Genomic DNA, 13800 nt, shown 5'->3' with positions numbered 1-13800 from the left:
GGGGACATGAGCGGAACAGAGTACCCCGCAGGCCTGATCACGCTCCACGCCAGCGACAGCGCGAGTGACATGTTGCCGGCAGCATCCACACCAAACCTACCCGGCCACCTCGCCGACAACGTGCTGCACTTCGCACGGGTGCTGCGCGATGCCGGCCTGCCGGTGGGCACCGATCGTGTGCAGCTCTCGTTGCAAGCGCTGGCCGCAGGGGCCCTGCAATCGCGGCGCGATTTCAAGGCCGCGCTCGCCGCCTGCCTGATCGACCGCGCAGAGCACCGCGCCCTGTTCGACCAGGCCTTCGAGCTGTTCTGGCGCGATCCCGATCTGCTGGGTCGCATGATGGCGATGCTGCTGCCCAAAGTCTCGGCGCGTGACGGCGGCGCCCCGCCCGCGCCGCAGCGTGAAAACCGGCGCCTGGCCGATGCGCTGTTTCCGCCAGGCTCGGCGCCACCGCCCGCGATGGCCGCGCCACCACCCGACGAGGTGGAGATCCACGCGCCGTTCAGTGCCAGCGAACGCGAGGTGCTGCGCCACCGCGACTTCGAAACGCTCACCGCCGCGGAGTGGCAGCAGGCCAAGCGCCTGGTGGCGCGCATGGGCGCCTTCATGCCACCGCTGCCCACCCGCCGCCACGCGCCGGATGCGCGACCGGGCCGGGTCGACTGGCGTGCCACGCTCGCCGCCATGGCACGCCACGGGGGCGACCTGCCCACCATCCGCTGGCAGCGGCCGCGCGAGCAGCCGGCCCCGCTGGTGGTGCTGGCCGACATCTCGGGCTCGATGAGCAACTACTCACGCATGCTGCTGCACTTTGCCCATGCGCTGGCGCAATCGGATCTGCGGATCACCAGCTTTGTCTTTGGCACCCGGCTCACCCCCATCACCCGCTCACTGCGGCAACGCGACCCCGACATCGCGATCGCCCATGTGACCCGTCAGGTGAAGGACTGGTCAGGCGGAACCCGCATCAGCGACAGCCTGCATGAGTTCAACCGACACTGGGCGCGGCGGGCGCTGGGCGGCGGGCGCGCCACGGTGCTGCTCGTCACGGATGGGCTGGAGCGCGGCGACACCACCCAGTTGGCGTTCGAGACCGAGCGGTTGGCGAAGAGTTGCCGTCGGCTGGTGTGGCTGAACCCGCTGCTGCGCTACGCCGGCTTCGAGGCGAAGGCCGGCGGCATCCGCGCGATGCGTCCGCATGTGGACCTGTTCTTGCCCGCCCACAACCTGGCCAGCCTCGAAGCGCTGGCCACCGTGCTCTGCGAGGCCGGGCCGCGACGCGGGCGTCGCCAGCCCACGACGGCCCGTGCGGTTCCCCCTGTGCCACCTGCGCAGACCTCGGTCTGATGGCAGCCCCCCATCCCTCCACACACTTCGACATCCCCGCATGGAACTCACCAGCCAACAAGCCCTGCCCGTTGCCCAGGCGACGGCCTGGCAGGCACTCAACGACGTGTCCATCCTGCAAGCCGCCATCCCCGGCTGCGAATCGATCACCCCCACCGAGCCCAACCACTTCGAGCTGGCCGTCATGGCCGCCGTGGGGCCAGTGAAGGCCCGCTTCAAAGGCAAGCTGCGGCTGGAAGACGTGCAGCCCCCCAACAGCTACACGATTCACTTCGAAGGCCAGGGCGGGCCAGCTGGCCATGGAAAAGGGCACGCCACCGTGCGCCTGGAAGCCAATGGCCCGGCGGAGACTGTTTTGCACTACACCGCGCATGCCACGGTTGGCGGCAAGATCGCCCAGATCGGCTCCCGCCTGGTGGACATGGCCGCCCAGAAAATGGCCACCGAGTTCTTCGAGAACTTCACCGTGGCGCTGGTGGAGAAATACGGCCCACCGCCGCAGCCCACCACAGCCGAGGCCGAGGCCGCGCCGGGCGGCGCGATGGCCCGATTCGTGGCATGGCTGAAGCGCCTGTTTGGCGCCGGCGCCTGACGCTTCGTTCATCATCGGCGGCCCCTCCAAGGAGAAGCCTCCGATGATCGAACCACGTGAGCTGGGCCGCAGCGGCCTGAAGGTATCGGCCCTGGGCCTGGGCTGCATGGGCATGACCCACGCCTACTTCCCCAAGCCCGATTGGCAGGCCATGGTGTCGTTGCTGCGCACCGCTGTGGAGCGCGGCGTGACCTTCTTTGACACCGCCGAGATCTACGGCCCCTTCACCAACGAAGAGCTGCTGGGCGAGGCCTTGGCGCCCGTGCGCGACCAGGTGGTGATCGCCACCAAGTTCGGCTTCCGCGTGGATGCCATGCCCGGCGTGGACAGCCGGCCCGAGCACATCCGCGCGGTGGCACACGCCTCGCTGCGCCGGCTGAAGATCGACACCATCGACCTGCTCTACCAGCACCGCCCCGACCCCGAGGTGCCGATTGAAGACGTGGCCGGCACGGTGAAAGACCTGATCCGCGAAGGCAAGGTGAAACACTTCGGCTTGTCCGAGGCCAATGCGCAGACCATCCGCCGCGCCCACGCCATTCAGCCCGTGACAGCCTTGCAAAGCGAATACTCGCTGTGGACGCGCGAACTGGACGATGAGATCCTGCCCCTGCTCGAGGAACTCGGCATCGGCCTGGTGCCCTTCAGCCCGCTGGGCCGTGGCTACCTGACCGGGCAGATGAACGAATCCACCTCGCTCGACCCGGCGGACTTTCGCGCCGGCCTGCCGCGCTTCACCCCCGAGGCCCGCAAGGCCAACGCCGCCCTGGTGGACCTGCTCAAAGGCGTGGCCCAGCGGCACGACGCCACGCCGGCCCAGGTGGCACTGGCCTGGTTGCTCGCCAAGAAGCCGTGGATCGTGCCCATCCCCGGCACGACCAAACTGCACCGGCTGGATGAAAACCTGGCCGCCACTCGGCTGCATCTGTCTGCCGCCGACGCGCAAGCGATCGAGAGTGCTGCGGCACAGATCCAGATCCACGGCGCGCGCTACCCCGAAGCGCTGCAGAAGATGGTGGGGCGCTGAATGAAGTCAGACCCGGCCTACAGGCGTTACCGGGCCCGTCCTTCACCGCGCATTGCCCTCCCCGCCTAGGATGACTCCAACGCGCCAAGGCTCCGGTCCACAGGACGAGCTTGGCGGGTCACCCTGTATCAACCACGAAGGAGCAATGTATGAACGAGAACCAAGTGAAGGGAAGCCTCAAGGAAGTGGCCGGCAAGGTTCAGCGCAAGACGGGCGAGTTGATCGACAGCCCCAAGCAACAGGTGCAAGGCGCCACCCGCGAAGTGGCAGGCAAGGTGCAAAAGCAGATGGGCGATGTCGAAGAAAACCTCAAGGATGCGCAGAAGGGTGAGCGCTGATCGCGCTTGACCTCGTCATCACGAGAGAGCCGCAACTCGCTGTCTCCAGCGCCCGCCGGGCTGTCTGGGACAGGCGGTTGCGGCCACCTTCATTGCTGAAAATCGTCTAGGGCGTGTTCACACTACGCAGCCCCGTGCGAACGGGTTGTCCCTTGCGCGCATGAGCGGTCAGCTGCGCGTGATCCGTGAACTGCGCGTGAGCGGTGAGCTACTTGGCAGCGTTGACGACAGCGCTGATCACACCCGTGTGCACCTGCGCTCCGGTTGAACGGTCGAACAGGCCCATGGTGTGGTCACCACCCGTGTAGCCGTGATCCCAATAGACCGGAACGATGCCGCGCGCTGCCGCAGAGCGGGTGATCGTCTCGTCCCAGTAGGTGCGGTAGCGCTGGCTGCTGTCGACGGACAGACGCGAGATGGCAGCGTACTCTCCCATCAGCACGCCCATGCCCAAACTGTCCATGAAACGGGTCTTCATCTTGTCCATCTGCGCGTCGACATAGGGCTCGTTCGCCCACGTCTCCGTGTGCGCCGGGTTGTCGGCGATCGCACCCCACTGCCAGATGTTGTCGCTGGAGCCATTCAAGGTGAAGTTGTACGGATCGTAGTAGTGCACCTCGACCATCAGCTTCTTGGCCGCCGGGTCTTTCGGCACCGAGAAGTAGGCGACGGTGTAGTCGATGTTGGTGTTGAAGCCCTGCACGATGAGGTGCCGACTCTTGTTGTAGCCGCCGGTGGCCCGCACCGCGTCCACAAAGGTCTGGTTGAAGCTGTTCTGCACCGTGTAGTACTCCACCGTGGGTGGGCCGTAGTCGCCGTCGACCATCACCTCGTTGGTGCCTGCGAACAGCAGGTAATCGTCGTAGGTCTTGAAGTTGTTGGCGATCTGGGTCCAGAACTTGGCGATTCGCGCGTTGACCATCGCCTGCTGGGAGTAGGTCGGTTGCATCCAGCCGCCATCCCAGTGGATGTTGATGATGGTGTATAGCCCCGCGTTGCGGGCGTAGTTCACCACCTCGGTCACGCGGGCCATCCAGCTGGCGCTGATGTTGTCGTTGGCATCCGCGTATTGCTTCCAGGACACGGGGATGCGCACACTCTTGAAGCCGGCGGCCTTGATGCCGTCCATGATGGCTTGGTTTGCCTTCGGGTTGCCCCAGGCCGTTTCGCCGCCGATGGCTTCGAGGGTATTGCCCAGGTTCCAACCCGGCGCCATCTTGGCCGACAGCTGCAGACTGGTCATGTCGCGCATGCCCGCTCGGGCTGTCGCGGCGGCATTCGAGTCGTACGACTGGCCGTCGACACTGAATTTGATCCAGTACCAATACGGCTTGCCCGCCACCGCGCCCTCGTCCACATAGTTGCGGACGTTCTTGCCCACCTTCGCCAGCCGCTTGCGGCCATCAGGGTCGCTGTCTTTGTCGCGAAGAATCTGCACATTCGTGATGGGCTTGTCGGCTGTCCAGCTGAGCTCGACATGGCTCGCCGTGCCGGTGGCGGTGAGGCACACCGTCACACCGCCGCCGGTGCCACAGCCTTGCGCATACGCGCCGATGCTGGCGCCCAGCGCCAGCGTGCTGATCACGCTCGATGTCCAGCGTTTCATCTCAATCGGACCTTTCTCTGATGGGGTGGCCTTCCCCGAGCCGCGCTGAGGGGGCCGTCTTGGGTTCGATGATGGACGCCCACGGCGCGGACTGCCTGGAGGCCAAAGGCTCAGCGTCCGTCGCGTGCGGGCAATGCCGTGATTGGGCGGCGAACACCGCCCTCGCGTGCCGCGCGCCAAGCGTTCGCGAGGGGCACGCCGTGGTCGGTCAGGGCCGCCACTGCCAGCGCTTGTTCTTGTTGATGTCGGTGGCCGAGCCGACCTGCGAGGTGGCATCGACGAAGCCCGTGCGATGCCCGTTGGTCAGCGTCAGCCCGGTGCCCCGGTATTCGACATCGCCGTAGAGATCGAGCGTGCCGCCCGCACCCTGGCCGGCCTCGAAGAAGCCCAGCGGATAGAACGAGGTGCGCACCTGGGCCGAGCCCGAGATATTGAAATCGTTGTTGCCGAACGGGCTGCCCGACATGCCCACCACCGTCAGCCCGCCGACCACGCCGCCCGACACGAGGCCGTTGACCACGGTGGCCTGGTCCTCGATGCGGGCAGAGCCACTGGCGCGGCCGTTCGGCATGATCCGCGCATAGGGCGCCACATACACCGATGCGGGGGTGCTGGCCGGGGCGCAGCCGCCGCCGTTGCTGTGCACCACGGTTCCGGCCGGGCAGGCATCGCGCCGACCATCCTGGAAACCTTGCGGCCACGCATTCGCCAGTTCGATCATGTACGGGTAGCGCCAGATCGTGCGGTAGTCCTGATCCCAGGTGATCGACTGGTGCACCTTGGGCGTGGCGGCCACCACCAGGAACAACGGTTCGCCCGGATGGACGCGGAACTTCACCTGGCCGTCCAGGCCGCGCTGCAGCGCGCTGTAACGGGCCGAGGTGAAGCCGGTGTTGGTGGCAACGAGGCCCCAGCGAAAGCCCGCATCAGAGCCTTTCTGGTCGATGCCGCGGAACTTGACCGTCACGGTGCTGGCGTCGCTGGCGGGATAGAGCCGGATGACGTTGTAGCCGAAGCGCTGCGGCGCCCCGTAGTAGGGCGACACGAAGCGCCGGTTGGTGGCCCAGTTGTCATCCAGCGCTTCGAGCGGCATCAGTCGATGCAGGCGCTCGGCCCGATCGGTGCGGGTGATGTCGCCATAGGTGGCGCGGAAGGCCGTGGGCGTGGCCTTGTAGTCCCAAACCACGTTGTGCATCGCCCATTCGCCAATGAAATCGCTCAGCCGCGACGTCGACCAGCCGCGCGACTGCTGCAGGTTCAGGAAGGGATCGGAGCCCGGTGTCGTCCAGATGCCGGTGACCGCCGCCGGACCGTGCCGATCCTTCAGGTACTCCATGAACTGCCAGTTGCAGTAGCGATCGCGCGTCGAGCCCAGGTACAGGTGCGGCGCGTTGGCCAGCATCTCCGAGCAGTGCACGTTGCTCTGGTACTCGGGCAACTGGTGGGGCGTGAAGTTGGCGTGGCTCTCGTAGATCCAGCCGCAGGTGTTGCTCTGGTTGCAGGTCATGCCACCGTCGTAGGCAGCCCATGATTGCCAGCCGTGGGTGAACTCGTGGGTCAGCCCCCAGTGGTCGCGCAGCGCACCCGGCGCGATCCACATGCCCAGGTGGATGGCACCCTGGCCGTCCACCCAGGCGCCGCCGGTCAGCCCCCAGTCGGAGTGGATGTGGACGGCGGGCTTGATCTTGTCGGCCCGGTCTGCATAGGGCTCGGGCATGAACAGGTTCGAGTCGAACAGGTTCAGCCAGACCGTGTTCTCCAGCGTGTCGGCCGCGAGGTTCAGGTCGGCCTGCGAGACGGCCTCGTCGGAGTAGAAGGCAAAGTGCGCCGACTCCTTGACGAGCTTGAAGTTCGACTGCTCCGGGTTGGGCCCGCCGAGGCGCCAGGGCCCTGGCGTGACAGGTGGCTTGACCGGCGTGCCGGTGTACCACTTCGTTTCGGTCGTGCCTTCGTCGATCGTGCCGCTGTAGGCCGGCATCGCCGATCCGACGAGGACGGCCACCGCCGCCGTGACTTTCCAAACGTTCATGCGCCAGCTCCTGTCTTTTTCGCCAAGGCTCTACGACTGCAGGTTTCAGAACACCGTGGACCGAGGCCCGACGTTGTTCGGAACCCGCGTGGGCAAATCGGCGGCCGGATTGGGCGCGACGATGACGCCAGAGGCTTGCCCCTTGGCCCGGTCCAGCACCACTTGGTCGAGCGTGAAGTTGTTCTCCGAGGGCGGGGGCGTGGCCACGTTGACCCCGCAGTCGCGCGAGAACGCCGCCTTGCACGCGTTGCTCGCGGCCGTGGTCAGTGAGCCCAACGGCGCGAAGACGTAGCCCGACTTGGCGTCTTTCAGGATCGGCTGGTTGACGCTTTGGAAGTAGTTGCTCTCGATCAGCACCGATGAGGGGCTGGCCGATTCCAGCGCGTGTCCGCTGCCGGAATCGTAGAAGTAGTTGTTCACCATGTGGAGCTGCCCCACCCCGCTGCCGCCGAACTTGGGCGCGCGGCCGGTGAAGTGGCGAACCCAGTTGCCAGTGAAGGTCATGGTGTCGTTGGCGCCGACGAACATCAGGTTCCAATAGTGCCGACCGTCGCAGTAGAAGCCGTATTGGTCGGCGCCGTTGAAGTCGTTGTTCGAGATGGTCGTGTTCGAGGCCGTGCCATATCCGGACACGATGAACTGACGGCCGATGCGTTCGATTCGGTTGTGGTCGATCCAGATGCGGTCGGCGTTGTCCAGCGTGATGGCATCGCCGGCGAAGATGATGCCGTCGTTGATGTCACTGATGGTCAGGTTGCGAACGATGATGTTGCTGTTGCCACCGATGATCCGCAGCCCTCGACCTTTGATGCCCGACGCATCACCCACGCCGATGATCGTCTTGTTCGAACCCACCTGCATGGGGTTGGCGCCGGCCGCATCGTAGGTGACCGAGAAGTTGGTCTTGCCCGCGCAATACGACGGGCTCGTCGTCGTGAGGATCAGCTCGTTCTTCTTCGAATCGGTACACGAGTTGTAGACGCAGCCATTGCTCGAGGCCTTGCCTTGTGTGTTCCTGAAGTCCAGCACCCCGGAGATCTTGATGATCCGCGGCGTCTTGTCGTTGCAGTAGCCGGCGCTGTCGTAAGAGCGGCACAGCGCTGACGGCAGATCGGCGGCACGCGAGATGGTGACGATGTCGGCGCCACCGGCGCCGGCCCCGCCCGTCACCGTGCGGCCATAGCCTGTGGGCGTTTCAGAGGCAGCATCGGAAACCCGGCACTCTTTCTTGGTGCCCGGCGCCGGATCGCTCCCGAAATACGTGTTGGTGCATTGCCCGGCCGCGGTGACCGATTTCGTGACCCACGCATTCCCGCTGCCATAGCGGATGTTCTGCGTGCCCGCGACACTGAACCCCGCGCCTTCGCTGGCGATCTTCGTCCAGACCGAGGCCACAGGCACCTGGCACTGCTTGCGCACCCCCGAATACGGATCAGCACCAAAGTAGCTGTTGCTGCAGGTGGCGCTCCCGGTGACAACCTTCGTCACCCAGTTGTTGCCGGTGCCATAACGCACGTTCTGCGTGCCTTGGACGGTGAACGACTTGTTCTCGTCGGCCACTTTCGTCCATGTCGCGCCGGCGGCAGGGCCACCGATGAACGCCACCGCCCCTGCGAGCAATGGCCCCAACAACGTCACTCTTCTCGGGCTGTACATGCTGCCTCTTGCGCGATTGGAATGCAGGCATCGTATTTAGTACGACCGTCGAACTTAATAATGGAAAACCTTGTCATGCCACGGCCATTCGTAACCGCGGGTTGCGCAGCGATGAGCCCGGCGACGATGGTCTCCCTAGGTGGCGATGCCGCATCGGCCGCCGTGCGCAGAACATCCCGTAACGGGATCGGCGGGTTCAAGCCGGGCGGTCGACAGCCCGCCCCGCACGCGCCGCGAGAGGCGCGACCGCTTGGCCTCAGGCCCGCGTCCAGGCCATGATCCAGGTCTCTGTCCAGGTGCGGCCGGCGTCGCTGCTCGACGCCTGGTACCAGCGGCAAGCGTCGTCGGTGATGCGATCCCACACCCCTCGCCAGATCACCGGCCCACCGGCCGCCTCTTCGTCCACCGAATCCCAGATGCCCACACCATCGACAAAGCTGCCCCAGCTGGGCGGCGGCGTGAGCACGCCTGACCGTGCATTCACCCAATGGTCGGCCCACAGCTTGCGCTCGACATCGAGCAAGCGCAGCCCCATGCCGCTGAACTGGCGCGCGGGGATGCGCAGCTCTTCCACGCTGCCCACGCCGCCCAGAATGCTGTGCACCGTGGCCTCGCCCTCGAAGCGATCCCACTGCCCATCTTTCAAGCGCTGATGCTGGATTCGCCACTCCCCCGCCAGGAACTCGAAGTCGCCCGGCTTTCCCGTGGCCGCGGGGGCGGCTCGCATGCCCGCTGTGGCCGCCATCGCCGCCGCGCCTGCCAGCGCCCCGCCCCCAGCCGCCACGCCCAACGCCATCTGCAGCATCGTGCGCCGCTGAATCTCATCGCCCACCCGATCGTCCACAAGACCTCCTCGTCATCGACGCACCCACACCGTGCGGGCGCCTCAGACGATGATGGGCGCTCAAGGTGTCAGAGGGTGGCAGGATTTAGAGCGGAAGGGCTGTGCCGACGCCGCTGTGCCGTTGCCACCCTGAGACCTGCGAGTGGGCGTCAACGTCCGTACTCCCAACGCCACGGCGCCCCCGTTTCCCCCACGATGGAAGCCACGAGGCCGGGAAACGCCTTTTCGGCGCGAACGTCGTTGGACAGCAGCACGACACAACGGGCAGTGCGCTCGAGGCAGAGCCAGGTGTTGCCGGCGTGGTCCTCATGGCCACCCTTGAAGAAGCCGGGGCCTTGCGGACCATCGAACAGAACCACACCCAGACCGGCTGCGAGATCCGCCCGACGACGCTCTGCCGGCAGTTCCGCCTGGAAGGTGGGGAACTGGGTCGCCGTGGTGATGGGCCCCTGCGGCGTGGTCATGGCGGCGCGAGACGAACTCGACAAGCCCTCACCTCGCATGAAGCCCGCCGCGAAGTGCGCAAAATCCTCAGGGGTCGTGCCCATCGAACTGGCCGCCGCGGCGCGGCGTCGGCGTGGATGGGGCCGCGAATCGCCGCTCGCGGTGTAGCCATCGGCCTGGTTGCTGGCCGCCTCTTCCTGCCACGTCAGGCGGGTATGGGGCATGTCAAAACGCTGGAACACGCGGCGTCTCAGCTCGGCATCGACATCCAGCCCAAGCCCCCGTTCGAGAACGAACTGCAGCAGGTTGATGCCGGCGCCAGAGTAGGCATAGCGCGCACCTGGGTCGAATTGCAGGCGCAGCCCTCCCTCAGATTCGGGCGTGGCCAGGTTGGGCAGCCCTGAGCGGTGACTCAGCAGCATCCGCGGCGTGATCGCTCGCCATCGATCGTCACCCGCCAAGCCGCTCCACGGGGGATAGCTTGGCAGCGGCTGGGCCAGGTAGCGCCCGATGGGGGCGTCGAGATCCATCCGTCCTTCATCGACGAGTTGCATCACCAGGTAGGCGAAGACGGGCTTGGTGAGCGAGGCGGCGACCATCACCGTGTCGGTGCGCAGTGGTTCACCCGCCTCGTTGCGACGACCGAACGCGCGAACATGCACCACCTGCCCAGCGTCGACCACGGCGACCGCCAAGCCGCGGGCATGCGTCTGCGCCATGGCCTCGCGCGCCGCCGCATCGATCGAGGCCGCGTCGGCCAACCGAGGCATGGCGTGGTCAGGCATCTGCACGCACCCGATGAGCAGCAAGGCCTGGGCGAGTACCGTCGGTACGAGGTGTGATTTCATGGCCGCCGATGTGAGTGAGGCGCAAGCGACCTTGCGTCAGACGCTGGCATCGCCACGCTCTCAGGCCTCGCCCAGCGCGCCAGGTGCGATTTCCCCGACGAACTCGTCGGTCACGGCACCGTCAAACAGGCGAATGGTCACGGGGCCGATTTGATCTGGCTCGAAGTTTCGGATGTTGACGCCCATGCGAAGAGACTTGCGGCCGGGCAACGGGCGCCAATGGGTCACGCATCCGCAAGACCTGCAGCGGACGAACGCGATCGACTTGTCTCCCCAGGCGTACTCGTCGGTCGAGCCCGGTGGAGCGTCGATGACGACCTCTGATGCATCGAAGTAACCCCACAGTGCACCATAGCGACGACAAATCGAGCAGTTGCAGTTGGTCAGCCGCTCTGGCGGGCGCGGGATCGAGATGCCCACGGCTTGGCAATGACAAGTGGCTCGAGGCATGTGGTGTGCGACCTTTTCAGTTTGCCGAAGGGCGCGCAAAGGCTACCCCAAACTTCGCGTCCACCCGCGGTGGCCAAAAAGGCTTACAAGCAGCGATGATGGGCGCATGCGACTCATTCTTCTTGTGGCCGTGGCCTTGATCATGTCCGCCGCCTCCATGTTCATCGAAAGGTCGGGGCCCGACATGGTGTCCTATGGAAACCTGTGCGGTCCGTCGTTCAGTGACCCGTGCCTCGCGCCGGTGCTCAAGGGTGGCTTCCCGATCGCGTTCCTGTTCGATTCGCCGGGCGTCTCGGTCGAGCATGAACTCTTCGTGGGCGAAGACATGTTTCAACCGAAAGCCTTCGCGTGGAACACGGCCATCCATGCGCTCGTGATCGGGCTGGCGGTGCTGATGGCGCGCCGGGTTCGGGCCAGAAACAACGGTTGAGGTCACGCTGGCGGGCGCTGCCCGGCCTCACATCTGCTTGAACAGATGCAGGTAGCTTCGGCTCACCGGCAACACCTCGCTGCGGCCTTTCAGGTGGATGTCGGCGGTTTCATTCGCGCCACGGGTCACGTGGCTCACTGCACGCAGGTTGACGACCACCGAACGGTGCACTTGCGCGAATTGCATCGGGTCCAGCTGAGGCAGCAGTTCTCTCAGTGAGCTGCGGATCAACGCTTCGGCGGGCTGGCCAGCTTCATTGCGCCATGCCACGAGGGTGTACTTCTCGTCCGATCGCAGGAAATCGATGTCGTCGACGGCGATCACTCGCACCGCCTGGCCCACGAGCGCCCTCACCCAGCGCAGGTACGAAGGGCTCGCGGCGACCGGCCGTTGCAGTTGCTCGGCCAGTTGGCGCAGCAATGCATCGGTGGCGCTGGCGGGGTGGCGGCTGCCGAGCCGGTCTTGGAGCCGCGCCACGGTGTCCGCCAGGCGGGCTGCCTCCACGGGCTTGACGAGGTAGTCGAGCACACCATGCTCGAAGGCCTTCAGGGCGTACTGATCGAAGGCGGTGACGAAGACCAGATGGGCTCGCCGGCCGATCTGCTGTGCCGCTTCGACCCCTGACAGGCCGGGCATGTGGACATCCAGAAAACAGATGTCCGGCAGGTGCTGCTGGTACAGCTGCACCGCTTCGCGGCCGTTCCTCGCCATGGCTGCGATCTGCAACTCGGGCCAGGCTTGCGCCAGCATGCGCGCCAGCTCGTCGCGCAGCAGCGGTTCGTCATCCGCGATCAGCGCTGTGGGGTTCGGGCGGGTCATGCCCCCTCCTGGTGGGCAGGAAAGTCCAGCTCGGCACAGGTGCCGTGAGGCACCACGCTGGTCAGGCTTAAGCGCGCATCGCCACCAAACGCAAGCTGCATGCGCTCGCGAAGCGTGGCCAGGCCCGTGCCCAGGCCGGGCGCGTGCGCGCCCAGGCCGATGCCGGTGTCGATGACGCGCGCGCTGCAGCGGCCCGAGCGCAGGCTGACATCCACCTCGATGCGGCCACCCTCTTCGCTGGGGTCGATGCCGTGCCGCACCGCGTTTTCCACCAGGGTGAGGATGGCCATGGGCGGACAGCGCAGGCCCAAGGCGGCGTCGTCGGCGTGCAGGCTGTATTGCAGGCGATCGGGAATGCGCATGTGCATCAGCTCAAGATAGGCGCGAACCAGTTCCACCTCTTGCGCCAGCGTGGTGGCGGGCTCATCCAGCCGCGGCACGGCCGCTCGCAAGTAGGCAATGAGGCTGTCGAGCACGGCGCTGGCGCGTGGCGAGCCGGTGTTGACCAGCGCTCGCACGTTCGCCAGTGTGTTGAAAAGAAAGTGCGGCTGCACCTGGGCCTGCAACAGCCGCATGCGCGCATCGAGCACCTGGCGCTCGTACTCGCTGCGCTCCAGCTGGAAGGCGAGCGCCTGGTGCTGCGCCAGGGCCTCGCGCTGCCGCACCATTGCGCCCAGCGCGATCCACGGGCCAAAGAGGATGCCCGACATCGTCATGGCCGCCAACCCGCCCAGCCGCTGCATGTCGGTGGTGAGGTGGAGCGGGCCGCTCGTGGTGACGTTGTAGGCCAGGTAGGCGCCGAAAGGCATGGCCAACACCACCGCGATCAATTGCCACACCCAGCGGGCCCAACGCCGGGGCACCCGTGCCGGCCACTGCTCCGCGACGCCGAAGGCACACATCGCGAGCAAACCGATGATGACGGCGCGAGCGATCCAGATGCCGACCGGCGTCACCGCGGAGCTCAGGCTGTGCAGCAGGCCCAAGGGCACGGCCGCCATCAACGTCACCCGCACACGGGGCCAGGTGACGATGCGGGCCCAGCCCCGGGGACCGTCCGCCACCATGGGGGGTGCGCCGGACGTCGGCTGCGGCGCTTTCACGGCTGCCGCCTTTTCACGGGATGCAGAGCCACGGCGTTCGTGCGGACGAAGTGGGCATCGCGATCATGGTTCATGCGGCAACTCCGTTCAGCGACTCAGGGGCTGAGAGTTTCTCGGCCACGCCCGGCGAAAGACAGGCCAAAGCGGCGCGGATCGAGGCGCAACGAACAGCCATGGCTCGGGTCATGGCGAGCATGGGCGACGATGCGCGGTGACGCTTTGGCGCGCAAGGCAGGCATGGGTGACAGACGTTCAGCCTCTTGTCTC

General features: G+C 66.2%; 13 protein-coding genes. 5 read left to right on the top strand and 8 right to left on the bottom strand.

Annotated features, from left to right (window positions below; translation table 11 throughout):
- Positions 1-6: 6 nt before the first annotated feature.
- The 4 genes from AACH06_RS21870 (at position 7) to AACH06_RS21855 (ending at position 3304) form a co-directional block, all read left to right on the top strand.
- The gene (locus AACH06_RS21870; protein WP_341427898.1) at positions 7-1347 is read left to right on the top strand and encodes a vWA domain-containing protein; all 1341 of its coding nucleotides are present in this window, start codon (positions 7-9) and stop codon (positions 1345-1347) included.
- A 40-nt stretch (positions 1348-1387) separates the two neighbouring features.
- Positions 1388-1939, top strand: a complete 552-nt coding sequence (locus AACH06_RS21865; protein ID WP_341427897.1) for an SRPBCC family protein — start codon at positions 1388-1390, stop codon at positions 1937-1939.
- A gap of 46 nt (positions 1940-1985) precedes the next feature.
- On the top strand, positions 1986-2966 hold the full coding sequence (locus AACH06_RS21860; protein WP_341427942.1) for an aldo/keto reductase: 981 nt from the start codon (positions 1986-1988) through the stop codon (positions 2964-2966).
- Between the two features lie 149 nt (positions 2967-3115).
- Positions 3116-3304 (top strand): CsbD family protein, encoded by a 189-nt coding sequence (locus AACH06_RS21855; RefSeq protein WP_341427896.1) that lies wholly within the window; start codon positions 3116-3118, stop codon positions 3302-3304.
- A 208-nt stretch (positions 3305-3512) separates the two neighbouring features.
- Here the strand turns inward: AACH06_RS21855 and AACH06_RS21850 are convergent, their stop codons facing one another.
- The 6 genes from AACH06_RS21850 to AACH06_RS21825 form a co-directional block, all read right to left on the bottom strand.
- Complete coding sequence (locus tag AACH06_RS21850) at positions 3513-4910, bottom strand: glycoside hydrolase family 5 protein (protein WP_341427895.1); 1398 nt, start codon at positions 4908-4910, stop codon at positions 3513-3515.
- Between the two features lie 208 nt (positions 4911-5118).
- On the bottom strand, positions 5119-6939 hold the full coding sequence (locus AACH06_RS21845) for a DUF6055 domain-containing protein (protein ID WP_341427894.1): 1821 nt from the start codon (positions 6937-6939) through the stop codon (positions 5119-5121).
- A 45-nt stretch (positions 6940-6984) separates the two neighbouring features.
- A complete protein-coding gene (locus AACH06_RS21840) occupies positions 6985-8595 on the bottom strand; it encodes a polysaccharide lyase family 1 protein (RefSeq protein WP_341427893.1) in 1611 nt (536 codons plus the stop codon).
- A 256-nt stretch (positions 8596-8851) separates the two neighbouring features.
- Positions 8852-9439, bottom strand: coding sequence for a hypothetical protein (locus AACH06_RS21835; protein WP_341427892.1), 588 nt, complete (start codon positions 9437-9439; stop codon positions 8852-8854).
- A gap of 149 nt (positions 9440-9588) precedes the next feature.
- A complete protein-coding gene (locus tag AACH06_RS21830; RefSeq protein WP_341427891.1) occupies positions 9589-10731 on the bottom strand; it encodes a serine hydrolase domain-containing protein in 1143 nt (380 codons plus the stop codon).
- A 60-nt stretch (positions 10732-10791) separates the two neighbouring features.
- A complete protein-coding gene (locus AACH06_RS21825; protein ID WP_479723921.1) occupies positions 10792-11181 on the bottom strand; it encodes a GFA family protein in 390 nt (129 codons plus the stop codon).
- A 142-nt stretch (positions 11182-11323) separates the two neighbouring features.
- Here AACH06_RS21825 and AACH06_RS21820 point away from each other — a divergent pair, with 142 nt between their 5' ends.
- Positions 11324-11611 (top strand): hypothetical protein, encoded by a 288-nt coding sequence (locus AACH06_RS21820; RefSeq protein WP_341427889.1) that lies wholly within the window; start codon positions 11324-11326, stop codon positions 11609-11611.
- A gap of 27 nt (positions 11612-11638) precedes the next feature.
- On the opposite strand, the gene AACH06_RS21815 is transcribed toward AACH06_RS21820, so the two are convergent.
- Together AACH06_RS21815 and AACH06_RS21810 are read right to left on the bottom strand one after the other, a co-directional pair.
- Complete coding sequence (locus AACH06_RS21815) at positions 11639-12430, bottom strand: LytR/AlgR family response regulator transcription factor (RefSeq protein ID WP_341427888.1); 792 nt, start codon at positions 12428-12430, stop codon at positions 11639-11641.
- Positions 12427-13533 carry a sensor histidine kinase gene (locus AACH06_RS21810; RefSeq protein WP_341427887.1) on the bottom strand — a complete coding sequence of 369 codons (1107 nt, stop codon included), beginning with the start codon at positions 13531-13533 and terminating at the stop codon, positions 12427-12429. Before AACH06_RS21810 ends, AACH06_RS21815 begins: the two co-directional genes overlap by 4 nt.
- Between the last annotated feature and the right edge of the window lie 267 nt (positions 13534-13800).

Origin of the sequence: Ideonella lacteola, assembly GCF_038066555.1 — a bacterium.
GTDB classification, from domain to species: domain Bacteria; phylum Pseudomonadota; class Gammaproteobacteria; order Burkholderiales; family Burkholderiaceae_C; genus Ideonella; species Ideonella lacteola.
Note: the sequence above shows the minus strand (reverse complement) of the source record. Positions and strands in the feature narration are given on the sequence as shown.